21 protein-coding genes, 1 pseudogene and 1 riboswitch are annotated in these 21,426 nt (G+C 61.0%); of the genes and pseudogenes, 9 read left to right on the forward strand and 13 right to left on the reverse strand.

Annotation, left to right across the window (positions count from 1 at the left end):
• Positions 1-45: 45 nt before the first annotated feature.
• Together HZ99_RS15300 and HZ99_RS15305 are read right to left on the reverse strand one after the other, a co-directional pair.
• A complete protein-coding gene (locus HZ99_RS15300; protein ID WP_038444064.1) occupies positions 46-432 on the reverse strand; it encodes an MAPEG family protein in 387 nt (128 codons plus the stop codon).
• A gap of 31 nt (positions 433-463) precedes the next feature.
• Complete coding sequence (locus tag HZ99_RS15305; RefSeq protein WP_038444066.1) at positions 464-1,297, reverse strand: EamA family transporter; 834 nt, start codon at positions 1,295-1,297, stop codon at positions 464-466.
• 38 nt (positions 1,298-1,335) lie between these two features.
• Here HZ99_RS15305 and HZ99_RS27870 point away from each other — a divergent pair.
• Positions 1,336-1,697, forward strand: a pseudogene (locus tag HZ99_RS27870) (hypothetical protein); the annotation flags it as partial.
• A gap of 29 nt (positions 1,698-1,726) precedes the next feature.
• Here the strand turns inward: HZ99_RS27870 and HZ99_RS15315 are convergent.
• From HZ99_RS15315 to HZ99_RS15325, 3 genes are all read right to left on the reverse strand, one after another.
• On the reverse strand, positions 1,727-2,614 hold the full coding sequence (locus HZ99_RS15315; RefSeq protein WP_038444070.1) for a formate/nitrite transporter family protein: 888 nt from the start codon (positions 2,612-2,614) through the stop codon (positions 1,727-1,729).
• Positions 2,615-2,684: 70 nt separating this feature from the next.
• On the reverse strand, positions 2,685-4,619 hold the full coding sequence (locus tag HZ99_RS15320; protein ID WP_038444072.1) for a patatin-like phospholipase family protein: 1,935 nt from the start codon (positions 4,617-4,619) through the stop codon (positions 2,685-2,687).
• A 98-nt stretch (positions 4,620-4,717) separates the two neighbouring features.
• Entirely contained in the window at positions 4,718-5,122 is a 405-nt protein-coding gene (locus HZ99_RS15325) for an acyl-CoA thioesterase (protein ID WP_038444074.1), read from the reverse strand.
• Positions 5,123-5,320: 198 nt separating this feature from the next.
• Positions 5,321-5,428: riboswitch (S-adenosyl-L-homocysteine riboswitch) on the forward strand.
• Positions 5,429-5,449: 21 nt separating this feature from the next.
• Between HZ99_RS15325 and ahcY the strand changes: the two genes are divergently transcribed.
• The 4 genes from ahcY (at position 5,450) to HZ99_RS15345 (ending at position 10,914) form a co-directional block, all read left to right on the forward strand.
• On the forward strand, positions 5,450-6,859 hold the full coding sequence (gene ahcY / locus HZ99_RS15330) for an adenosylhomocysteinase (RefSeq protein WP_038444076.1): 1,410 nt from the start codon (positions 5,450-5,452) through the stop codon (positions 6,857-6,859).
• Between the two features lie 175 nt (positions 6,860-7,034).
• Entirely contained in the window at positions 7,035-7,880 is an 846-nt protein-coding gene (gene metF, locus HZ99_RS15335; RefSeq protein ID WP_038444077.1) for a methylenetetrahydrofolate reductase [NAD(P)H], read from the forward strand.
• Between the two features lie 129 nt (positions 7,881-8,009).
• Positions 8,010-8,813 carry a substrate-binding periplasmic protein gene (locus tag HZ99_RS15340; RefSeq protein ID WP_038444079.1) on the forward strand — a complete coding sequence of 268 codons (804 nt, stop codon included), beginning with the start codon at positions 8,010-8,012 and terminating at the stop codon, positions 8,811-8,813.
• A gap of 223 nt (positions 8,814-9,036) precedes the next feature.
• A complete protein-coding gene (locus HZ99_RS15345; protein WP_038444080.1) occupies positions 9,037-10,914 on the forward strand; it encodes a DEAD/DEAH box helicase in 1,878 nt (625 codons plus the stop codon).
• A 160-nt stretch (positions 10,915-11,074) separates the two neighbouring features.
• Here HZ99_RS15345 and HZ99_RS15350 read toward each other — a convergent pair whose 3' ends face one another.
• Together HZ99_RS15350 and HZ99_RS15355 are read right to left on the reverse strand one after the other, a co-directional pair.
• Positions 11,075-11,674: a YceI family protein gene (locus HZ99_RS15350; protein WP_038444081.1), complete on the reverse strand. Its 600-nt coding sequence runs from the start codon at positions 11,672-11,674 to the stop codon at positions 11,075-11,077.
• Positions 11,675-11,706: 32 nt separating this feature from the next.
• The gene (locus HZ99_RS15355) at positions 11,707-12,258 is read right to left on the reverse strand and encodes a cytochrome b (RefSeq protein ID WP_038444083.1); all 552 of its coding nucleotides are present in this window, start codon (positions 12,256-12,258) and stop codon (positions 11,707-11,709) included.
• A 274-nt stretch (positions 12,259-12,532) separates the two neighbouring features.
• On the opposite strand from HZ99_RS15355, the gene HZ99_RS15360 reads away from it, so the two are divergent.
• Positions 12,533-13,939: an adenosylmethionine--8-amino-7-oxononanoate transaminase gene (locus HZ99_RS15360; RefSeq protein ID WP_038444084.1), complete on the forward strand. Its 1,407-nt coding sequence runs from the start codon at positions 12,533-12,535 to the stop codon at positions 13,937-13,939.
• 66 nt (positions 13,940-14,005) lie between these two features.
• Positions 14,006-14,725, forward strand: a complete 720-nt coding sequence (locus HZ99_RS15365) for a 16S rRNA (uracil(1498)-N(3))-methyltransferase (RefSeq protein ID WP_038444085.1) — start codon at positions 14,006-14,008, stop codon at positions 14,723-14,725.
• Between the two features lie 132 nt (positions 14,726-14,857).
• Here HZ99_RS15365 and HZ99_RS15370 read toward each other — a convergent pair whose 3' ends face one another.
• The 3 genes from HZ99_RS15370 to HZ99_RS15380 are packed head-to-tail and all read right to left on the reverse strand — an operon-like array spanning position 14,858 to position 17,389.
• Positions 14,858-15,760 carry a transporter substrate-binding domain-containing protein gene (locus HZ99_RS15370; RefSeq protein ID WP_038444086.1) on the reverse strand — a complete coding sequence of 301 codons (903 nt, stop codon included), beginning with the start codon at positions 15,758-15,760 and terminating at the stop codon, positions 14,858-14,860.
• A gap of 24 nt (positions 15,761-15,784) precedes the next feature.
• Complete coding sequence (locus tag HZ99_RS15375; protein WP_038444088.1) at positions 15,785-16,138, reverse strand: RidA family protein; 354 nt, start codon at positions 16,136-16,138, stop codon at positions 15,785-15,787.
• A gap of 9 nt (positions 16,139-16,147) precedes the next feature.
• Complete coding sequence (locus HZ99_RS15380; RefSeq protein WP_038444090.1) at positions 16,148-17,389, reverse strand: D-amino acid dehydrogenase; 1,242 nt, start codon at positions 17,387-17,389, stop codon at positions 16,148-16,150.
• Between the two features lie 106 nt (positions 17,390-17,495).
• Between HZ99_RS15380 and HZ99_RS15385 the strand changes: the two genes are divergently transcribed.
• Positions 17,496-18,398: a LysR family transcriptional regulator gene (locus HZ99_RS15385; RefSeq protein WP_038444092.1), complete on the forward strand. Its 903-nt coding sequence runs from the start codon at positions 17,496-17,498 to the stop codon at positions 18,396-18,398.
• A gap of 21 nt (positions 18,399-18,419) precedes the next feature.
• On the opposite strand, the gene trhA is transcribed toward HZ99_RS15385, so the two are convergent.
• A complete protein-coding gene (gene trhA / locus HZ99_RS15390) occupies positions 18,420-19,037 on the reverse strand; it encodes a PAQR family membrane homeostasis protein TrhA (RefSeq protein ID WP_038444093.1) in 618 nt (205 codons plus the stop codon).
• A 132-nt stretch (positions 19,038-19,169) separates the two neighbouring features.
• Here trhA and HZ99_RS15395 point away from each other — a divergent pair, with 132 nt between their 5' ends.
• Positions 19,170-20,090 carry a LysR substrate-binding domain-containing protein gene (locus tag HZ99_RS15395; protein ID WP_038444095.1) on the forward strand — a complete coding sequence of 307 codons (921 nt, stop codon included), beginning with the start codon at positions 19,170-19,172 and terminating at the stop codon, positions 20,088-20,090.
• A 112-nt stretch (positions 20,091-20,202) separates the two neighbouring features.
• Here HZ99_RS15395 and madM read toward each other — a convergent pair whose 3' ends face one another.
• On the reverse strand, positions 20,203-20,967 hold the full coding sequence (gene madM, locus HZ99_RS15400; RefSeq protein WP_038444096.1) for a malonate transporter subunit MadM: 765 nt from the start codon (positions 20,965-20,967) through the stop codon (positions 20,203-20,205).
• A gap of 5 nt (positions 20,968-20,972) precedes the next feature.
• Positions 20,973-21,365 carry a malonate transporter subunit MadL gene (gene madL / locus HZ99_RS15405; protein WP_038444097.1) on the reverse strand — a complete coding sequence of 131 codons (393 nt, stop codon included), beginning with the start codon at positions 21,363-21,365 and terminating at the stop codon, positions 20,973-20,975.
• Positions 21,366-21,426: the final 61 nt, after the last annotated feature.

Consider the following 21,426-nt stretch of genomic DNA (forward strand, 5'->3'; position numbering starts at 1 on the left):
CGCTATCGCCGGCAAGCCGGCTCCTACAAAGGCTGGCTGCGTGCCTTAGATCGAGACGAAGAAGAAGCTCGCAATCAACGCCATGCCCACGAACCACACCAGTGAGCGCAAGATCGCCCAGTCCGCCAGGTAGCAGATGATGTACAGCAGGCGGCTGGTGATAAACAGCACCGCCAGTACGTTGATGGTCACCAGTTCCGCGTTGCCCGCCAGGTGGGCAACGATCACCGCCGCTGCAAACGCCGGGGTCACTTCAAAACTGTTGAGTTGCGCGTTATGGGCCCGCTTGGCAAAGCCTTCCAGGGTTTCCAGGAAGGCCCGGGGATCATGGTTGTGCCGCAGCCCGAATTTGCCGCTACTGAACTTGGCCACGCAGGTACACAGGTAAGGCAGAAAAATTGCGATCAACACACACCAGAAAGCGACAGTCATCACTCATTCCTTTTTTAGTTTTATCCGCTGGTTAGAGTTTCATCACGAGCATGCCGATCAGCACCAACCCACAGGCTAAGAGCCGAGACCGGCCGAAAGGTTCTTTCAGGTAACGCATGCCGAACAACACCACCAGAATCACGCTGACTTCCCGCAACGCGGCAGCCTCGGCAATCGAGCCCAACTGCATGGCCCAAAGCACCAGAGCGTAGCTCAACAATACGCACAGCCCCACGCTCAGGCCCAATCGCCATTGCGTGCGCCAGAACAGGCTGAACGCTGCACGCTTGCGCACCATGGCCAACAATGGAAAGGGCCAGGCGCTAAGCAGTGTCAGCCAGACCAGGTAGTCCAACGGATGCGACCAACGCCGCAGCGCCTGACCATCGAGGAAGGTGTAGCAGCCGATGCACAGCCCGATCAGTGCCACCACCGGCAGCATCGACCAGGGCAGCCGATCCCCACCGCCGCCCTGCCACAACAGGCACAGCATGCCGAACGGGATCAGCAGGATGCCGACAATCTGCTGGGTACTGAGCACTTCCCCGGCAAACACCAGGGTCAACGCCAGCACCACCAGCGGGGACAAACCGCGCATCAGCGGATACACCAGCCCCAGGTCACCGACGCGATAGGCCTGGATCAGCAGATAGCGATAGAGCAACTCGAACAATGCCGAAGCAATGATCCACGGCCAGATTTCCAGGGGCGGCAGCGACACAAATCCCAATGCCAATAGAACAAACAACAGCGCAACGCTGTCCATGCAGGCGATCACCAACAGGCGTTCGCCGCTGAATTTGATCAAGGTGTTCCACGTCGCATGCAACAGTGCCGCTACCAGAACCAACGCTGTCGCAACCACGGGGAGCCCCTTGTCAGAATGGCCAAATTTGATTCGCCATGTGTCAGCACCTGTTTATACTAAAAATCACCCTGCTGCACCCACCCGCCTTCATTTGCCTCACCCCCCTGCTCACCTATGTGAACTTCCGGTTTATCCGCCTGCCTCCCACCATCGGTGTAGGGGTCACGGCGCTGATGTTTCCCCTGTTGCCCCAGGGCTTGAGCTTTATCCGTTATCCCGGTTTTGAAGAGCCTATCCAGCACTGATCGGCCAGATCGATTTTGGTGATTGGCTGATGAACTGGATGCTGTCGTTCCTGCTGGCAACCTTTGGCGTGGTGTTTGGCGGGCTGATCGGCTACTTGGTATACCTGATGATCAAGAGCATCGAGCAGCGCCAGATCGAAGTGATGCTGACCCAGGGCGAGCCTCAGGCCACACCTGAACATCACTGATCCTTGTCGATCGGCTGCGGATGCCTCGGGTCCGCAGCTTGCTTGTCCGGCAGGCTGCCTTCACTACGAATCTGCGCATGGCTGATCAATGCAAAAATAAAGCTGCCACCGATGATATTGCCCGCCAGGGTCGGTCCGGCGAACACCAGCCAGAAGTCTTTCCAAGGCAGCTCACCGGCAAAAACCAGGTAGGACACTTCCGCCGAGCCGACGACAATGTGGGTGAAGTCGCCCAGGGCCATCAGGTAGGTGATCAGGATAATGATCCACATCTTGGCGCTTTCCATGGACGGGATCATCCACACCATGGTGGCAATCATCCAGCCGGAGACGATGCCCTTGGCGAACATCTGGCCCGTGTCGTTCTCCATGACCTTGCGCCCGATGTCGAGGAAGGCCAGGTCGGTCTTGGTGTCGAAAATCGGCAGGTGCAACATCACGTAGGCCACCAGCAAAGTGCCGCAGAGGTTGCCCACCAGCACCACCGTCCACAGCCGCAACAGGCGCCCGGCATTGCCCAGGGTCGGCTTGCTCATGACCGGCAGCACGGCGGTCAGGGTGTTTTCGGTGAACAGTTGCTGGCGCGCGAGAATTACCGCAAGAAAGCCTGCGCAGTAGCCAAAACTGGCAATCACCTTGAAACCTTCGCCGTCCGGCAAGCGGGAGTTGAGCAACCCCATGGCCATCAATGACAGGCCCATGGTCAGGCCGGCGGCCAGCGCCGACCACCACAACGCCGCGACGCTGCGCTCCAGCTCCTGATCGCCCTGGGTGCGGATGATTTCATGCAGCACCGCCGCCCGGGGTGGCTGGTTCTTGTCCACGTCCTGTTGTTCTTCCTGCGACAGGTTGGGAGTCTTGCCGTCTTTTTGGGTAGCCATGATGTTCTAGCGTCCAAGGGTGCCTGTAGCTACGACACGCTGGCGCTATGGCTGTTCAGTGGCCCGGCAACTAAACCGGTATCCGCCAGGCCTTGGCCATTTCCACGGTTGTCGAATTGAGGGGCGAAGACCAGGGTTTGTTGCGCGCACCATAGTGCCGGATGATGTCGTCCAACGACCGATTGAACTCGGCCGGCGTGGTCGCATTGGCCAGGTCGCGAGCGGCCCGGTGCAACAGCTCGACGTTGGCCGCCGGTTGGCCCGGTCGGTACAGGGATGGGTAGATGACCTCGCGGATAAAGTTATCGGCCTTTACCGAGATATCCCGCCGTCGCATTTCTGCTACCGCACTCGCCATGACCTTGGACGTTGCCGCGCCAGCACCCTGCATCTGCCTGGCGGCCACTTGCAGCAATTGCTGAAAGTTACGCTGCCCTGGGGCATTGAGCCGCCGGCCCAGCCACTCGATGTGCTGGGGCCGGGTAGCAAGCGCATCCAGGTTGCGCAATGCCACGAGCAGTCTAGGCGTGAAGACCAGTGCGGTGCCGGCCTTGTTGGCCTCGATGATCGCTGCGTCCAGGGCGTGCAATGCCTGCTGTGCACTTTTGCGAAACAACAGCACATTCGCAGCCGTGGGCTCCTTCTGTAATGCGGTTTGCACGCTGAGGAGCATGTCATCGTCCATCGCCAGCACGGCATCGTCCAACGAACCGAACGCATACTGATCACGCACCTTGGCGCGTGCATCCTGGTGCTGCGTCACCGCTTGCCGAGCCTGGGCCTGCAGATGCTGCTTCTGCTGCGCCGTCATGGTGAAGTTGACCGTGCCACTCAATAAGCCTCGGAAATCACCTTTGTCGGATTTGAGCGGCAGCACCACGGTCTGCTCGTTAAATTCCTCAAGTCGCAGCTCCTGATAGGCACTTGCCGCCGCATGGGAGGCCCCCGTTGCCTTATCGGCCACACTGCTCATGACGCCGCCGCTCTTTTTCGCCGCTGCAGCAGGCGCCTCGGATTCAAACTTGACGATCAACGACTCACTCTTGCTCAGCGGGCTCTCGGGAAACGAACGCTCGATCACCCCGGGGGCTGGGGTATTGAGGAGCAAACCTCCATCCTGGAACGAAGTGATTTCGCCCCCGGCCTGGAACCCATGGCCTTGTTCGGCGGGGCTGCTGAACAGCACCGGCAATGAACCCGATATGTGCGCGGCGCGGGCAATGTCCATGTCCGGGGTCAGGCTGGCGTTGAACACCACCAACTGCGGGCGGCCGTCGAACATGCCTGTGCCGGTGATGTTGAGTTGCTTGATCGCCGGAATATGCCGACTCAATACCTCTAAATCACCAAAGGTAGGGGCCCCTCCCGCACTCAGCTTATCGGCGATTTTCACGACGTCGGCGGGCCGGTTTGCCTTCGGCGTCTCTGCGATACGAGCCAGGATCGACTGGCGAGACTCACTGCGTATCATCTCTTCCAACGGGCTCGCCTCGGTTTGCAGGCGCGGCATCATGGTCAGCAGCAACTGGGATACATTGCCCGCCGGCCCCGGCAAACGCCCAGCCAGCTTGCCGAGTTTAGAGCTGGCATTCTGCAACCAACTGGTCACTGGGTCTTTGCTGTTAAGCAGGCTGGGAAGGTCGATGTTGTTTGAGAGCGTGCCGAAAGCCTTGGCTCCCATGCCACTGGCAAGCAGCGTCGCGGAAATAGCGCCGGCTGACGACCCCGAAATGGCTTTGACGCCTTGTAGTTGCCCGGTTTCTTCAAGCGCCTGCACCACCCCCGGAAAAGCGATGCCCTTGGCACCGCCGCCACTAAGCACCAGATGGCTGACCGCAGGAGGTGACAACACCACTTCAACCTGGCCCTTATCGTCTCGAAACAGGCTCAGCTTGCGCGCGCCCACTCCCTCGACCAAGGGCGTCTTTGTGCCCTGGACGAGGGGCACGACTGGTTTAAACGACGGGGGCTGAATATTGCCAGCCGAACTAGCGGTTACTTTCATCACAGGCTCTCTCTACAGGATGTAGCCCTGAGTGCTGAGAAAGCCTGGGAAAGATCCCTGCGGAAAAACCTGGTAAAGCAAACCAGGCCAGAGCGCAGTTATTCGGAGAGGTTGTCGTCCTGGAACTGATCTTTCACGTACTTGATCTCGGTACGGCCATGGGGTGCCGGCAGGCCGTCTTCGCCGAGGTTGACGAAGACCATTTTTTCTACAGTGAGGATGCTCTTGCGCGTGATCTTGTTGCGCACTTCACAGGTCAGGGTAATGGAGGTGCGGCCAAACTCGGTGGCGGTGATGCCCAGTTCGATGATGTCGCCCTGGCGTGAAGCACTGACAAAATTGATCTCGGAGATGTACTTGGTCACCACCCGCTGGTTGCCCAGTTGAACGATGGCGTAGATCGCAGCCTCTTCGTCGATCCAGCGCAGCAGGCTGCCACCGAACAGGGTGCCGTTGGGGTTGAGGTCTTCGGGTTTTACCCATTTGCGGGTGTGGAAGTTCATATTCACTCCAGAGCGTCTTGCCGAATGATGGGCGACATCATGGCAGAGCGCCGGCCCAAGCTCTATGAGCCATTGCCTATCACCGCCATGAGCGATCTTCATGAGCCTGACATAAAGGCTTGGGAAGTCGGGCGCAGGCGGCTATAATCGCCACCGTTTCAAAACGGTCATCTGTGATTGATACCGTTCTCCCGCCACCTGTCCGAGGGGCGCTGCAGCAGGCCCAGGCCTGTCAGGCTCGGATGGGGCGTTGCCCAGCCGGGTTGTCCTGGCCGGATACCAAACGCACAACGGCGCCCATTCGCACACTACGAATGGAGGCTCTACATGAGCGCTGTAATCACGCCTGCAGGTTTTACCGACTACAAAGTCGCCGACATGTCCCTCGCTGCCTGGGGCCGTCGCGAAACCTTTATCGCCGAATCCGAAATGCCTGCCCTGATGGGCCTGCGCCGCAAGTACGCCGCTGAACAGCCGCTCAAGGGTGCCAAGATCCTCGGCTGCATCCACATGACCATCCAGACTGCCGTGCTGATCGAAACCCTGGTTGCCCTGGGTGCCGAAGTGCGTTGGTCGTCCTGCAATATTTTCTCGACCCAGGACCAGGCCGCTGCGGCCATCGCCGCTGCCGGTATCCCGGTATTCGCCTGGAAAGGCGAGACCGAAGAAGAATACGAGTGGTGCCTGGAGCAAACCATCCTCAAGGATGGCGCGCCTTGGGATGCCAACATGATCCTCGACGACGGCGGCGACCTGACCGAGCTGCTGCACAAGAAATACCCGGCCATCCTGGACCGTGTCCACGGCGTGACCGAAGAAACCACCACCGGCGTACACCGCCTGCTGGACATGCTGGCCAAGGGCGAGCTGAAAATCCCGGCCATCAACGTCAACGACTCGGTGACCAAGAGCAAGAACGACAACAAATACGGCTGCCGTCACAGCCTCAACGATGCCATCAAGCGCGGCACCGACCACCTGCTGTCGGGCAAGCAAGCCCTGGTGATCGGCTACGGTGACGTGGGCAAGGGTTCGTCCCAGTCCCTGCGCCAGGAAGGCATGATCGTCAAGGTCTCCGAAGTCGACCCGATCTGCGCCATGCAAGCCTGCATGGACGGTTTCGAAGTGGTCTCGCCGTTCATCGACGGCCAGAACGACGGTACCGAAGCCAGCATCGACAAGGCCCTGCTGGGCAAGATCGACCTGATCGTGACCACCACCGGTAACGTGAACGTGTGCGATGCCAACATGCTCAAGGCCCTGAAAAAACGCGCCGTGGTCTGCAACATCGGTCACTTCGACAACGAAATCGACACGGCTTTCATGCGCAAAAACTGGGCCTGGGAAGAAGTGAAGCCACAGGTGCACAAGGTTCACCGTACCGGCGCTGGCGATTTCGACCCGCAGAACGATGACTACCTGATCCTGCTGGCCGAAGGCCGCCTGGTTAACCTGGGCAACGCCACTGGCCACCCAAGCCGCATCATGGATGGCTCGTTCGCCAACCAGGTCCTGGCGCAGATCTTCCTGTTCGGCCAGAAATACGCCGACCTGTCGCCAGCCCAGAAAGCCGAGCGCCTGACCGTGGAAGTGCTGCCCAAGAAACTCGACGAAGAAGTGGCCCTGGAAATGGTCCGCGGCTTCGGCGGCGTCGTGACGCAACTGACCAAGACCCAGGCCGACTACATCGGCGTGACCGTCGAAGGTCCGTTCAAGCCACACGCTTACCGCTACTGATAGACCTGTTGCCTGCTCTCCATGTGGAGGGCAGGCTTCTGTGGGAGCGGGCTTGCTCGCGAAAGCGATGTTTCAGTATCAGGTATGTTGACTGAAACTCCGCTTTCGCGAGCAAGCCCGCTCCCACATTGACGGTGTATGTCTTCCGGTTTTATGAGTTTTCAAGGGTATTACCATGTCCCAAGACCGTCGCTACAGCTTCGAGTTCTTCCCGACCAAGACCGATGCTGGGCATGAAAAACTAATGGCGACTGCCAAGCAGTTGGCCAGCTACAACCCCGATTTCTTCTCCTGCACCTACGGCGCAGGCGGCTCGACCCGTGACCGTACGATCAACACCGTATTGCAGCTGGAAAGCGAGGCCAAGGTGCCCGCCGCTCCGCACTTGTCGTGCGTGGGCGACAGCAAGGATGACCTGCGCGGCCTGCTGACCCAATACAAGGCTGCCGGCATCAAGCGTATCGTCGCCTTGCGCGGCGACCTGCCGTCGGGCATGGGCATGGCCAGCGGCGAGCTGCGCTACGCCAATGACCTGGTGAGCTTCATTCGTGAAGAAACCGCTGATCACTTCCATATCGAAGTGGCTGCCTACCCGGAAATGCACCCACAGGCACGTAATTTCGAAGACGATCTCAACAACTTCGTCCGTAAGGCCAATGCCGGCGCCAACAGTGCAATCACCCAATACTTCTTCAACGCCGACAGCTACTTCTACTTCGTCGAGCGTGTGCAGGCCCTGGGTGTGAATATCCCGATCGTGCCGGGCATCATGCCGATCACCAACTACAGCAAGCTGGCGCGCTTCTCTGACGCCTGCGGTGCAGAGATCCCACGCTGGGTACGCAAACAACTGGAAGCCTATGGCGATGACGTCAAGAGCATCCAGGCCTTCGGCGAGCAAGTCATCAGTGAGATGTGCGAGACCTTGCTGCAAGGTGGCGCGCCAGGGCTGCACTTCTACACCCTGAACCAGGCTGACCCGAGCCTGGCAATCTGGAATAACCTCAAGCTGCCACGCTGAGGCTGCCCGCCTGTACCGCCAGCCCGGATTTCGTCCTGGCTCGGCGGCACAATAAAAGTTCAGGTTTGCGACCTGAAGATCCCCGATCCAGAGCTTCTCTTTAACCTGAGACAGTCGTAACCTCAGGGTATGCCCGTCATTCTCCAGCTGTTGACCGCCGTTCTTTTCACTTGCCTGAGCCTGACCGCCCACGGCGAGAAACTGCGTATTGTCACCGAGCCCTGGGCACCTTACGTCTATGAAGAAAACGGCCAGATGCGCGGGCTCGACTACGAGACCACTGTCATCGTGTTCCAGCGCCTGGGCATCGAGGTGCAATGGCAGTTCCTGCCCTGGAAGCGCTGCCTGGCGATGCTCGACCAGGGCCTGGCCGATGGCGCGCTGGATATTTTTCACAGCCACGAACGGGACGCAGCGCTGCTTTACCCCAGCGAACCGCTATCCCAGGTTGAGTTTGTAATGTTCTACGCCAACGCAAACCCACATCCCTTCAAGACCCTGCAAGAGCTGCGGGGCCTGACCATCGGCACCTCGCCAGGCTACCTGTACAGCACCGAGTTCAGCGACTCCACACTGTTTACCCGCGAGCCGGCCCCCAGCCACGAAGCCAACTTCGGCAAACTGGCCCGTGGTCGGATTGATCTTGTGATCACCGACCGCCGGGTCGGCCAGCATGTGCTCAAGCAGTTAGGCCTGGAAAACCAGATTACCCAGGCGGCGCCGGTGATCAGCAGCCAGAAGCAATTCCTTGCCGTACGCCGGGGCGCGGGCATGGACCTGCTGGTGCAGCGCTTTGCCGCCGAACTCAAGCGTTTCAAGCAAGAGCCCGCCTATGCAGCCCTGCGGGCAAGATATGCCAGCGCCAGTGCGCAAAAAGCCCCGGCGCTACAGCTTCACGACACCGTTGAGCAGCAGGAAAGCAGCGCGCAGTGATTGCTCTGTTATACTCCGGCCTTTCCGCCAGGCTTACGCCCGGCCGCTGTGGTCGTATCACAGGCATCCAACCCCGCTACTGCGCAGCTTTGCAGCCCGCGCGAGCTGTTGGAGTGCCTGCCAGGCGCAGCAGGACCGGACGGGATTGCGTTCCTCTAAGCGCCATTCGCGCCCGGCAAGATTATCCCTTTGGGCCAAGCCCTAACTACAAACAGGATTACTCATGTCCTTTGCTTCCCTCGGTCTCTCCGAGGCTTTAGTCCGCGCCATCGAGGCAGCGGGCTATACCGAGCCTACTCCGGTGCAACAGCGGGCCATTCCCGCCGTGTTGCAAGGTCGCGACCTGATGGTCGCGGCTCAGACAGGTACTGGTAAAACCGGCGGTTTCGCCCTCCCGATTCTGGAGCGGTTGTTCCCCAACGGTCACCCGGACAAATCCCAGCGTCACGGCCCGCGCCAACCGCGCGTGCTGGTCCTGACCCCAACCCGCGAACTCGCCGCACAAGTGCATGACAGCTTCAAGTTGTATGCCCGCGACCTGAAGTTCGTCAGCGCCTGCATCTTCGGCGGCGTCGGCATGAACCCACAGGTTCAGGCCATGTCCCGCGGGGTAGACGTGCTGGTCGCCTGCCCGGGTCGCCTGCTCGACCTGTGCGGCCAAGGCAGCGTCGATTTGTCCCACGTGGAAATCCTCGTGCTGGACGAAGCCGACCGCATGCTCGACATGGGCTTTGTCCATGACGTGAAGAAAGTCCTCGCACGCCTGCCGGCCAAGCGTCAGAACCTGCTGTTCTCGGCAACGTTCTCCAACGACATCACCGCCCTGGCCGGCAAGCTGCTGCACAACCCGGAGCGCATCGAAGTCACGCCGCCCAACACCACGGTCGAGCGTATCGAGCAACGAGTGTTCCGCCTGCCAGCCAGCCACAAACGCTCGCTGTTGGCCCACCTGATCACCGCCGGCGCCTGGGAACAGGTGCTGGTGTTCACCCGCACCAAGCACGGCGCCAACCGCCTGGCCGAGTACCTGGACAAGCACGGCCTGACCGCCGTCGCCATCCACGGCAACAAGAGCCAGAACGCACGGACCAAGGCCCTGGCCGACTTCAAGGCCGGCACCGTACGGATCCTGGTCGCCACCGATATCGCCGCCCGCGGCCTGGATATCGACCAACTGCCACACGTGGTCAACTTCGAGCTGCCAAACGTCGATGAAGACTACGTGCACCGTATCGGCCGTACTGGCCGTGCCGGTCGTTCGGGCGAGGCCATTTCCCTGGTTGCCCCGGATGAAGAAAAACTGCTGAAAAGCATCGAGCGCATGACCAAGCAGAAAATCGCCGACGGCGACCTGATGGGCTTCGATGCCAGCACCGTGGAAGCCGAAAAGCCGGAAGTGCGTGAACGTCCGGACGTGCGTAACCCGCGCAACCCACGGGGTCCGAAGGGCGATGGCCCGAACGGCGGCGGCGGTGGTGGCGGTGGTCGTCGCGACAAAGGCAAGGACAAGGGCGGCAAGGACAAGGCGCCGACCAACGGCCGTGGCGAACGCCCAGCCCGTGAGCAAAAGCCCCGCGAAGGCACCCCGGCCCGCGAACAGCGCCAGCCGAGCCAGCCGCCACGCGCCGCTGCTGACCGCGCACCGGACGAGTTCCTCGACGATGACGTGGATAACTTCGGTAACCGCGTAGACTACGTGCCCCAGGCCAAACCGGCCCAGGGCCGTGGTCGTCGCCCTGGTGCCCCTGCCCAGGGCGCAGGCGCTCCGCGCACCGGCGGCCAGCCACAGGGTCGCCAGAACGGTCCGCGCAGCAGCAACGGCGCCACCACGGGCACCCCACCGGCCAAGCGCAATGGTCCGCGTAACGGCGCTCCACGTGATGGCCAGGCCCGTCGCGAAGAGTCGCGCAACCGCCGCCCTGCGCGTGACGAGCAGCCCCGCGCCTCCGAGCCTGCCGTGCAGAACCCGCGCAGCGGCACGACGCCGAAGATCATCCACAAGGAGTCGAAAAGCGATCGCTTCCCGACACCTGAGCAGTTGGACCAACTGCCAGGCCGCCCTCGTGGTGAGAAACCTGCGTTGCTGACCCGCAACCGCTAGGTTCCAGGCATAAAAAACGCCCCGTATCTTGCGATACGGGGCGTTTTTTTATGTCCTCAAACCTGTAGGAGCCGGCTTGCCGGCGATGGTGGCCTTGAAGCCATCTCAAAACTTGAAGGCCTCATCGCCGGCGAGCCGGCTGGCTCCTACGGGCGAAGCATTACTTCGCTTTCACACCTTCAAAAGTGATGTACAGATCAACTTTGTCGGACTGTGGACCAACGTCCATGCCTTTGTCGTGGAACGCTTTACGGCTGATGCTAGTGGTGCCTTCAAAGCCGGCACGGTAGCCGCCCCAAGGATCCTTGCCTTCGCCCAGGAAGGTCGCCTTGACCACGATTGGCTTGGTGACACCGTGGAACGTCAGGTCACCGGTCACATCGGCGGTCAGCTTGCCGTCAGCATTCTTGCCGGTTGGCTTGACGCTGGTGGAGACAAACTTGGCATCAGGGAATTTGCCCGACTCCAGGAAATCCTTGCTGTTAACGTGCTTGTCGCGCTCGGCATGGTTGCTGAAGACACTGGCAGTGCGCACATTCACTTCGATCTTGGCCTCTTCAGGCTTAGCTGCATCGAAGCTGAACTTGCCGTCCAGATCCTTGAAAGTACCGGTAATGAAGCTATAGCCCAAGTGACTGACTTTGAAATCGACAAAGGCGTGCTGGCCTTCCTTGTCGATCACGTAGTCAGCAGCCATCACCGAACCGGCAGACAGCAGAGCAGAACCGATTGCCAGAGCGGCGAGAGTTTTTTTCAACATACTTTCTATTCCTTGTGAGTCGAGGTTGAACATCAGGCTTTGCGCCCCAGCATACGAACCAGGGTCACATCACGATCTATAAAGTGGTGTTTCAAGGCGACTATGCCATGCAGGCCGGCGAAGACCACCAACACCCAGGCCAGGTACAAATGCACCAGGCCGGCTACGTCTGCCTGGTCCGGTAGACCGGAAACCACGGCAGGAATTTCAAACAAACCAAACACCGGGATCCCGACACCGTCTGCGGTGGAAATCAGGTAGCCGGCAATCATCACGGCAAACAGCCCCAGATACAGGAACCCGTGGCCAAACGCCGCGCCAATCCGGGTCATGCGGCTATAACTGGCCAGTGGTGGCGGCGGTGGGCTGAGCAGACGCCAGACGATACGCAGCAGCATCACCGCAAACAGCGTAATGCCAATGCTTTTGTGCAAGTCCGGCGCGTCTTTGCGCCACAGGCTGTAGTAGTCAAGACCGACCATCCACAGGCCCAACGCGAACAGACCGAACACCACCAGTGCCACACTCCAGTGAATAACAATGCTGACCCAGCCGTAGCGGGTCGATGTGTTTCGTAGTTGCATTCCCCAAATCCCGTAAGAGCCGTGCCCAAGACTAGCGTTTTACCTATCGATATAAAGCGGAAATTTTTGCTTTGAAAGATCGATTTATCCGATCTTGAGCCTATGAACAGTAAATTAACTAGGGATTAAGGACTATTCAGCACAAACGTGACAGACCGTCCTGCATTTACCACCAATTCATCGTTCATGGGTTGTGACACCGCCCGCCATTGCATAGGCTTGCGCGATTGTTTTGCCTGCGCGGTTCACGGCAGCGCTTCGAGGAGACTAAAACATGGGCTTGAATAACCAGTGGATGCAACGCGACCTCGCGGTGCTGTGGCATCCCTGCACCCAGATGAAAGACCACCAGCAACTGCCGCTGGTGCCGATCAAGCGCGGCGAAGGCGTGTGGCTGGAAGACTTCGAAGGCAAGCGCTACCTCGATGCCGTCAGCTCCTGGTGGGTCAACGTATTCGGCCACGCCAACCCGCGCATCAACCAACGCATCAAGGATCAGGTGGACCAGCTGGAGCACGTGATCCTCGCCGGGTTCAGCCACCAGCCGGTGATCGAGCTGTCCGAGCGCCTGGTGAAGATCACACCCGAAGGCCTGACCCGCTGCTTCTACGCAGACAACGGCTCATCGTGCATCGAAGTCGCGCTGAAGATGAGCTTTCACTACTGGCTCAACCGCGACCAGCCGAAGAAAAAGCGCTTTGTCACCCTGACCAACAGCTACCACGGCGAAACCATCGCCGCAATGTCGGTAGGCGATGTGCCGTTGTTCACCGAGACTTACAAGGCCCTGCTGCTGGACACCATCAAGGTGCCGAGCCCGGACTGCTACCTGCGCCCCGAGGGCATGAGCTGGGAAGCACACTCGCGCAACCTGTTCCAGGCCATGGAGCAGACCCTGGCAGACCACCACGAAACCGTCGCCGCGGTGATCGTCGAGCCGCTCATCCAGGGCGCCGGTGGCATGCGCATGTACCACCCGGTGTACCTCAAGCTGCTGCGCGAAGCCTGCGACCGCTATGGCGTGCACCTGATCCACGACGAAATCGCCGTAGGCTTCGGCCGTACCGGCAGCCTGTTCGCCTGTGAGCAGGCAGGCATCCGCCCGGACTTCCTGTGCCTGTCCAAGGCCCTGACCGGCGGTTATCTGCCACTGGCCGCCGTGGTCACCACCGAAGAGGTGTACAGCGCCTTCTACGACGACTATCCAACCCTGCGTGCCTTCCTGCATTCCCACAGCTACACCGGCAACCCGCTGGCATGTGCGGCGGCCCTGGCGACCCTGGATATCTTCGAAGAAGACAACGTCATCGAGAACAATAAGGCCCTGGCCCAGCGCATGGCTACGGCCACCGCCCACCTGGTGGACCATCCCCATGTGTCCGAAGTGCGCCAGACCGGCATGGTGCTGGCCATCGAGATGGTGCAGGACAAGGCCACCAAGACCGCCTACCCCTGGCAGGAACGACGCGGCCTGAAAGTGTTCGAGCATGCCCTGGAGCGTGGTGCACTGCTGCGGCCCCTGGGCAGCGTGGTGTACTTCCTGCCGCCCTACGTGATTACCCCGGAGCAGATCGACTTCCTGGCCGAAGTGGCCACTGAGGGCGTTGATATCGCCACCCATAGCAAAGTCAGTGTGGCCGTGCCCAAGGACTTCCACCCAGGCTTTCGCGACCCCGGCTAACCCTCCTACAGGAAAACCGTCGCTCCCGCTGCATAGCAACACACACATTATTTGCAGAGAACAGAAATGAGACTGTCCCGTTTTTTCACCGATACCCCGCTGAGCCTCGGCGACCACGAGTTGCCTGAAGCCCAGGCGCATTACATCAGCCGCGTGTTGCGTATGAACGAAGGCGATGCCGTGCAACTGTTCGACGGTTCTGGCCAGGAGTTTCGCGGCAGTCTGCTGGAAGTCGGGAAAAAACGCGTGACGGTGCAACTCACCGAAGCCTTCGCCGGCCCGCTCGAATCGCCGTTGCACATTCATCTGGGCCAGGGCCTGTCCCGTGGCGAGCGCATGGATTGGGCGATCCAGAAAGCCACCGAGCTTGGGGTCAACGCCATTACGCCGATCTTCAGCGAGCGCTGCGAAGTGCGCCTCAAGGACGAACGTGCCGACAAACGCCTGCTGCACTGGCGCCAGGTCGCCATCAGCGCCTGTGAGCAATGCGGGCGCTCTACGGTGCCGGTGATTCACCCACCACAGTTGCTGGCTGATTGGTTGAAACAGGTCGAGGCAGATTTGAAGTTGGTGCTGCACCCGGTGGCGGCACCGCTGGTGAGCCACGCCAAGCCGTCGAGCCTGGCGTTTTTGATCGGGCCGGAGGGTGGCTTGACCGATGGCGAAGTCCAGACCGCACAAGGCGCCGGCTTCCACGCCGCACGGCTCGGCCCGCGAGTGCTGCGCACCGAGACGGCGCCCGTCGTCGCGCTATCCGTCGCTCAACAACTCTGGGGCGACTTCTAAGCCCACTTTGCAAACCCAATCAAACGGTAGGCGCTGGCTTGCCTGCGATGGCGGCATCAAGGCCTGCGCAAGACTTGCGGGCCTCATCGCAGGCAAGCCAGCGCCTACCGTTTTGATCGGGTGCTCGCCTGTTTATTCCACCGGATCGCTGACCGGCTTGGCAATAATCGCCTTCAGCTCGCTGGTCATGGGGAATTCCAGGTTCAAGCCCTTCGGCGGGATCGGCTGCTCAAACCAGCGCTGGTAGATCCCATTGATTTCCCCCGAGCGGTACAGCTCGCCCAGGGTCTCGTTGACCACCGCCAGGAACTGCGGGTCGTCCTTGCGCACCATGCAGCTGTAGATTTCCCGCGACTGCTCCTCGCCCACCACCACCCACTTGTGCGGGTCCTTGGCCTTGGCGCGCTCGCCGTAAAGCAAGGCGTCATCCATATAGAACGCCACGGCCCGGCCCGATTGCAGCATCTGGAACGCTTCGCCATGGTCCTTGGCGCTGATCACCGACATCTTGAGCTTGTGTTCATGGTTGTAGCTCTTGAGGAACCGCTCGTTGGTGGTGCCGGCGGTGGTCACCACGTTCTTGCCCCGCAGGTCAGCGAAGCGTTGGATGCCGCTGTCTTTGGCCGTGAGCAACTGGCCCTTCACGTAGATAAAACCGTAGGAGAACGCCACCTGCTTCTGCCGCTCGGCCGTGACCCCGGTGGAGCCGCACTCAAGGTCCACGGTGCCGTTGATCACCAACGGGATGCGCGTCTGCGAGGTGACCAGGTTGTACTTCACGTTGAGCGCAGGCACGCCGGTCTTCTGTTGGATGCGCTCGACAATCTTGCTCGCCAGGTCCACCGAATAGCCCATGGGCTTGCCGGTAGCGTCACCCACATAGGAAAACGGCACCGACGCATCGCGATAGCCCAGAGTAATGCTCTTGGCATTCGCGACCTTGGCCAGGGTGCCCGTCAGCAGCGCTTCATTGGCCTGGGCCTGGGCCGTCAACAACAGCCCCAGTGCAGTGCCGATCAACGTGATTTTTTGCATTGTTATTCTCCGTTGGTTTTCTTGTTATGGACGGCGGACAGCGATGACGCTGATTTCCACCAGCACACTCGGGCGTGCCAGCTCCGCCTGCAGGGTGGTGCGGGTCGGTGCCTGGCCGGGCGTAAGCCAGGCAGACCAGGCATCATTCATCGGCGCAAAGCCCTCCTGGATGTTCTTCAGGTAAATGGTCGCGTTGAGCAGATGATCCTTGTCGCTGCCGGCCTCGGCCAGCAGCGTATCAATCTTGGCCAGCACTTCCTTGGTCTGGGTGGCGACATCCAGGCCCTCGCCCGGCACCTGGCCGGAGAGAAACACCAGGTCCTGGAAAGCCACGGCGCCCGACAGGCGATTATTGCTGTTGATCCGGGTGATGGTCATTGCGCAGCCCTATGCAGCGCGGGGCGCGAGGCCCTGCATGTCAATGGAAGTTCTGTGCTGGCCGATCAGCTCGGCCAAGACCTGGCCGCTGCCACAGGCCAGGGTGAAACCCAGGGCCCCATGACCCAGGTTGAGCCACAGGTTGCGGTAAGCGCTGGCACCGATCAGCGGCACGCCGCTGGGCGTTGCCGGGCGCATGCCAGCCCATTCGATGGCCTGGCTGTAATCGCCGGCCAAAGGGAACGTCTCACACGCCTGGCGCTTGATCAGGGCCAGGCGCTTGGGCTCAAGGCCGCTGTCAAAACCGACGATGTCGACCATCGCCGCCACCCGCAACTGCTCGCCGATCCGTGCATAAACGATCTTGCGGTCGTAGTCGGTGATGCTGATGCGCGGGGCGGCATGCCGCTCGCCAATCGGCACGCTCAGGCTGTAACCCTTGAGCGGGTACAACGGCAGTGCGACGCCCGGCAAGGCCAACTCGGGGCTGCGCACCCCCGCCGCCAGCACCAGGTGCTGCACCGGCATCACCTCGTTGCCCAACTCAATCGCCTGCACCGCGCCGTTGGCGTGGCGCATACCCGTGACCCTGCGCCCCAGCACAAACCGGCAGCGTCCCGACGCCTCAAGACGCACGGCCAGCTGCTGGCAGAAGGCGTGACAGTCCGCCACTTCTTCATTGGGCGTGTAGATCCCCCCGACAAAATCCTTCGCCGCCAGGGTCGGTTCCAGTCGCGTGCAATCCGCCGCCGACAACACTTGCTGCTGCAGGCGATCGAGCACCTTATTGCGAGCATGCTCAAACGTGTGATGGCTGCGAAACGTCACCAGCTTGCCATTGCGCTGCCAGTCAAAGCCGTCCAGCCCGTCCTCTTCGCGCCATTGCTGCAAGATGCCCTGGCTCAAGGTGGCCAGGCGCAACAGATGGCTGGCATTGCGCTTGTTCACCGAAGCCCGGCACGCCCCCAGGAACGAGGCCATCCAGCGCCATTGCGCCGGGTCCAGGCGTGGGCGCAGCTTCAACGGCGAGTCGCCGCGCAGCAGCCAGCCAATGGCTTGCAAGGGCACACCTTTGTCCGCCAGCGGCGCGACGTAGCGATAGGACAGTTGGCCGCCATTGGCAAAACTGGTCTCGCTGCCCAGGTTGTCCCGGGCTTCGACTATCGTCACGTCCATACCGGCGCGCACCAGGGCATAGGCGCTCGCCAGACCGATGACCCCACCGCCTATGATGCAAACCTGCTGAGCCATGTCGATTCCCGAGCGTTGTAATGAGCGCCCAAGGTTAGGGGCAGGTGACAGGCGCCGGACAATGAATAAAGATGGGCCACCTATAAACAAAGGTTATGGGCCCGCCATGCGCTTGCGTCATATCGAAATCTTCCAGGCCATCCGCCAGACCGGCTCGGTCAGCGCCGCCGCACAACTGCTGCACGTCTCGCAGCCGGCGGTGACCAAGGTGCTGCAACACGCCGAGCTGCAGCTGGGTTTCCCGCTGTTCCTGCGTATACGCGGCAAGCTGCAGCCCACCCCGGAAGCCCTGGCCCTGGAGCGGGAAGTCGACAAGGTCAGCGAAAGCCTGCAAGGCGTGCGGCGCCTGGCCCAGAACCTGCGGCGCGCGCCCGGCCAAAGCCTGCGCATCGGCGCCACGCCGGCCCTGGCCTTGTCGTTGTTGCCTCCGGCCATTGGCGAGTGGACCCAAGGCTACCCGGACATCGCCTGCGAATTGTCCAGCGCTCATAGCCGCGAGTTGGTGCAGAACCTGTTGATGCGCGAGATGGATGTGGCACTGACGCTCAAGTCGCCGGACCATCCGGGGCTCAAGGCCCAGGCGCTGGCCCACGGCGTACTGGTCGCCCTGGCGCCACGGGGATACTGGCCGGCGACCGAACAAGGCAAACCCTTGCCCCTGATGGCCCTGGCGGGCGCGCCGTTGATTGGCCTGTCCAGTGCCGACCCGCTGTCGGCGCGGCTCGACAGCTACCTGGAAGCGGTCGAGCCACCGCCCAGGGTGCGTATTTCAGTGCAGACCTATTCCCTGGCCCGGGCCATGGTGGAATCCGGCGCCGGCCTGGCCGTGATCGACCCTTTCACCGCGCTGGGCGCCTCCACCGAGAGCACCTGCATCCGGCCCCTGGCCCCGCCGCTGCCCATCACCTTGTATGCCCTGACCCGCGCCGATGAACCGCCGCCGCATATGCTGGCGAGCCTGCTGGAGATTTTCGCCCACCGTGCCCAGGAACAGTTAGACCGCCTCTAAGCCGGCGCCTACAGAGGTGCGTCAGAGCACATAGCGCATGATCGCCACAAAATGCAGCAGGCTGCCGCCGATCACAAACAGATGCCAGATCCCGTGGGAATGCCGCAAACGGTGCTCCAGGGCAAAAAAGATGATCCCCACCGTGTACAACACCCCACCCGACGCCAGCCAGATAAACCCGTGCGTACCCAGCGCGGCAATCAACGGCTTGACCGCCACCAGCACGATCCAGCCCATCACGGCGTAAATCACAATCGACAAAATGCGCGCCTCGGAACGCGGCTTGATCTCCTGCAAGATCCCGATCACCGCCAGCCCCCAGACAATCCCAAACAACGTCCAGCCCCATGGCCCGTTCAAAGTCACCAGGCAAAACGGGGTGTAGCTGCCGGCGATCAGCAGGTAGATCGAAAAGTGGTCGACCTTCTGCATGATCGCCTTCTTGCGACCGCGCACGCTGTGATAAACCGTCGAGGCGCTGTACAGCACCAGCAGCGTAAACCCATAGATTGCCACGCTGACGATCTTCCACGGACTGCCGTCCATACTCGCCACCACCAGCATCCACACCGCGCCGATAAAGGCGGCCACGGCACCGAGCAAATGGCTCCAGGCGTTGAATCGCTCTCCGTGATACATGTGTTGCCGACCTCCAAAAACGACTGCACTGGCCCCCAAGGCTCATGCCCCAAACGCGATAGTGCAAGGCTGTTATGACGGCCCAGAGGCTTTAAGGGCACAATCGAACGCATTCGAACAAGAGCCACCGCCATGTTGATTGACGAAGAATTCACCCTCAAGAAGTTGGAAATCTTCCTGGCCTTCATGCGCACCGGCAACCTGGCCCGCGCCGCCGCCGAGTTGCAGACCAGCAATGTCAGCGTGCACCGGGCCATTCACTCCCTGGAGAACGCCCTGCGCTGCCCGCTGTTCAAGCACGAAGGGCGCAACCTCACCCCGCTGGAAAGCGCCTACGTACTCGAAGAGCAGGCACAGAAGCTGGTGCAGGAGGTGGTCGACAGCGTGCGCCTGACCCGCGAGGCCGCTGGCTTCTGCGCCGAACGCTTCAAGCTCGGCGCCCTGTATTCGCTGACGGTCAAGACCGTGCCGCAACTGATCATGGGCCTGAAAATCCGTCGCAGCGAGCTGAATATCGACCTGATCCTGGGCTCCAACGTCGACCTGATGTACAAGCTCAAGAACATGGAAGTCGACGCAATCCTGATCTCCCTAGACGACCAGGCCATCGAGCCGGACTGCGCGCAGATCCAGCTGTTTTCCGATGACATCTTCCTCGCCACCCCCGCCGACTCGCCCTTGGACCGCGAACAGGAGATCGACCTGGCCCAGGTGCGCGACGCCACCTTCATCACCCTGACCCAAGGCTTCGCCACCCACCAGGACGGCGCACGGGTGTTCAAGCAGGCGGGGTTCGAGCCGAAGGTGGCGATGCAGGTCAACGACATCTTCACCTTGCTGAGCATGGTCAGCTCGGGCGTGGGCTATGCATTGCTGCCAGGCAGGATTGCGGCGGTGTATGAGAACCGGGTGAAGCTGATTCCCTTGCAGGCGCGCTACCGGTTGCAGCAGCACATTGGTGTGGTGTTCTTGAAAGCCAAGGAGCGCGATCCAAATTTGCTGGCGTTGTTGGCGGAGTGCCGGATGTATGCCAACCGACAGGTTGCAGTCTGAAAGACCGCCATCGCAGGCAAGCCAGCTCCCACCGTTGAATGTGTTCACAAATCAAAATGTGGGAGCTGGCTTGCCTGCGATAAGGCCCTATCTTTCAACAACGATCTACGCACTACCCCACCAACCCCCGCATCAGCAAGAACAACAACGAAGGCCCCAGCAAACACCCCAGCGCCGTATAAAACGCCGCCGTCAGGCAGCCATAAGGCACCAGCTTGGGATCTGTCGCTGCCAACCCGCCCGCCACACCGCTGGAAGTCCCCATCAGCCCGCCAAAGATCACCGCGCTACGCGGGCTGTTCAGGCCGATCAGCGGTGCCACGAACGGGGTCATCACCATCACCAGAATGGCCTTGATCAACCCCGCCGCGATGGACAGTGCCATCACCTCGGAGCTGGCACCGATCGCCGCCCCGGTAACGGGCCCGACGATATAGGTCACGGCCCCGGCGCCAATGGTGGTCAGGCTCACCGCATCGGTGTAACCAAACGCCATGGCCACTGCGACGCCCGCGATAAATGACGAGCCAACGCCCACAAACAGGGCAAGCACCCCCACATATCCAGCACGCTTGAGCTCATCGACACTCACCCCAAACGCGGTGGCGACGATGGCAAAGTCACGCAGCATCGCCCCGCCCAGCAGGCCGATGCCCGATAGCAGCGGGATATCCACCACGCCCTTGGCGCCCCCCGTAAACGCACCGCCCACATAGGACAAAACCAACCCCAGCAGGATCGCGATGGCTGAACCATGCAGGCGGCCCTTGGTGAATGTGTCGCTGATCCAGTAGGACACCCACATGGTCAGGCCGATAACCGCAAAACCACTGATCAGGCCGTAACCGGTGATGACTTTCAGCAGGGACTCGTACATGGCGCTCACCCTGCCGACTTGGTGGTGGCGACCGCATCCGGCTCACGGTTGCCGATGCGTACCAGCACCGGCACCAGGGCAAACGCCACCAGCACCGCGCAGGTGCCGGCGAGGATCGCCATAGGGCCGCCACTGATGGCGCCATACACGTTTTGCTGGGCAGCCATGGCCACCACAATCGGGATATACACGGCTGCCCAGAAGCTCACGCCCTGCTCCGACTTGCCGGTAAACAGGCCACGCTTGCCCAGGTAACTGCCCAGGCCGATCAGCAGCAACATCGCGATCCCCACTCCGCCGACGTTGGCCGGGATGCCCATCCATTTGCCCAACAGCTCGCCGACAAACAGGCCCGCCAGGGTACACAAGGCCAGAAACGCCACACCGTAAATAATCATGCTGGTAGTCCTCTTGATGCTTGATCGAAATTGTTGTTTTTGTGCTTCGAAAGCCAAGGTC

The sequence above is a fragment of the Pseudomonas fluorescens genome (genome assembly GCF_000730425.1).
Lineage (GTDB): Bacteria > Pseudomonadota > Gammaproteobacteria > Pseudomonadales > Pseudomonadaceae > Aquipseudomonas > Aquipseudomonas fluorescens_X.

Excerpts from the sequence above, each read along its gene's own strand:
- HZ99_RS15300 (WP_038444064.1), bottom strand. The coding sequence starts at position 432 with ATGACTGTCGCTTTCTGGTGTGTGTTGATCGCAATTTTTCTGCCTTAC.
- HZ99_RS15315 (WP_038444070.1), bottom strand. The coding sequence starts at position 2,614 with ATGGCTACCCAAAAAGACGGCAAGACTCCCAACCTGTCGCAGGAAGAA.
- HZ99_RS15320 (WP_038444072.1), bottom strand. The coding sequence starts at position 4,619 with ATGAAAGTAACCGCTAGTTCGGCTGGCAATATTCAGCCCCCGTCGTTT.
- HZ99_RS15325 (WP_038444074.1), bottom strand. The coding sequence starts at position 5,122 with ATGAACTTCCACACCCGCAAATGGGTAAAACCCGAAGACCTCAACCCC.
- ahcY (WP_038444076.1), top strand. The coding sequence starts at position 5,450 with ATGAGCGCTGTAATCACGCCTGCAGGTTTTACCGACTACAAAGTCGCC.
- metF (WP_038444077.1), top strand. The coding sequence starts at position 7,035 with ATGTCCCAAGACCGTCGCTACAGCTTCGAGTTCTTCCCGACCAAGACC.
- HZ99_RS15340 (WP_038444079.1), top strand. The coding sequence starts at position 8,010 with ATGCCCGTCATTCTCCAGCTGTTGACCGCCGTTCTTTTCACTTGCCTG.
- HZ99_RS15345 (WP_038444080.1), top strand. The coding sequence starts at position 9,037 with ATGTCCTTTGCTTCCCTCGGTCTCTCCGAGGCTTTAGTCCGCGCCATC.
- HZ99_RS15350 (WP_038444081.1), bottom strand. The coding sequence starts at position 11,674 with ATGTTGAAAAAAACTCTCGCCGCTCTGGCAATCGGTTCTGCTCTGCTG.
- HZ99_RS15355 (WP_038444083.1), bottom strand. The coding sequence starts at position 12,258 with ATGCAACTACGAAACACATCGACCCGCTACGGCTGGGTCAGCATTGTT.
- HZ99_RS15360 (WP_038444084.1), top strand. The coding sequence starts at position 12,533 with ATGGGCTTGAATAACCAGTGGATGCAACGCGACCTCGCGGTGCTGTGG.
- HZ99_RS15365 (WP_038444085.1), top strand. The coding sequence starts at position 14,006 with ATGAGACTGTCCCGTTTTTTCACCGATACCCCGCTGAGCCTCGGCGAC.
- HZ99_RS15370 (WP_038444086.1), bottom strand. The coding sequence starts at position 15,760 with ATGCAAAAAATCACGTTGATCGGCACTGCACTGGGGCTGTTGTTGACG.
- HZ99_RS15375 (WP_038444088.1), bottom strand. The coding sequence starts at position 16,138 with ATGACCATCACCCGGATCAACAGCAATAATCGCCTGTCGGGCGCCGTG.
- HZ99_RS15380 (WP_038444090.1), bottom strand. The coding sequence starts at position 17,389 with ATGGCTCAGCAGGTTTGCATCATAGGCGGTGGGGTCATCGGTCTGGCG.
- HZ99_RS15385 (WP_038444092.1), top strand. The coding sequence starts at position 17,496 with ATGCGCTTGCGTCATATCGAAATCTTCCAGGCCATCCGCCAGACCGGC.
- trhA (WP_038444093.1), bottom strand. The coding sequence starts at position 19,037 with ATGTATCACGGAGAGCGATTCAACGCCTGGAGCCATTTGCTCGGTGCC.
- HZ99_RS15395 (WP_038444095.1), top strand. The coding sequence starts at position 19,170 with ATGTTGATTGACGAAGAATTCACCCTCAAGAAGTTGGAAATCTTCCTG.
- madM (WP_038444096.1), bottom strand. The coding sequence starts at position 20,967 with ATGTACGAGTCCCTGCTGAAAGTCATCACCGGTTACGGCCTGATCAGT.
- madL (WP_038444097.1), bottom strand. The coding sequence starts at position 21,365 with ATGATTATTTACGGTGTGGCGTTTCTGGCCTTGTGTACCCTGGCGGGC.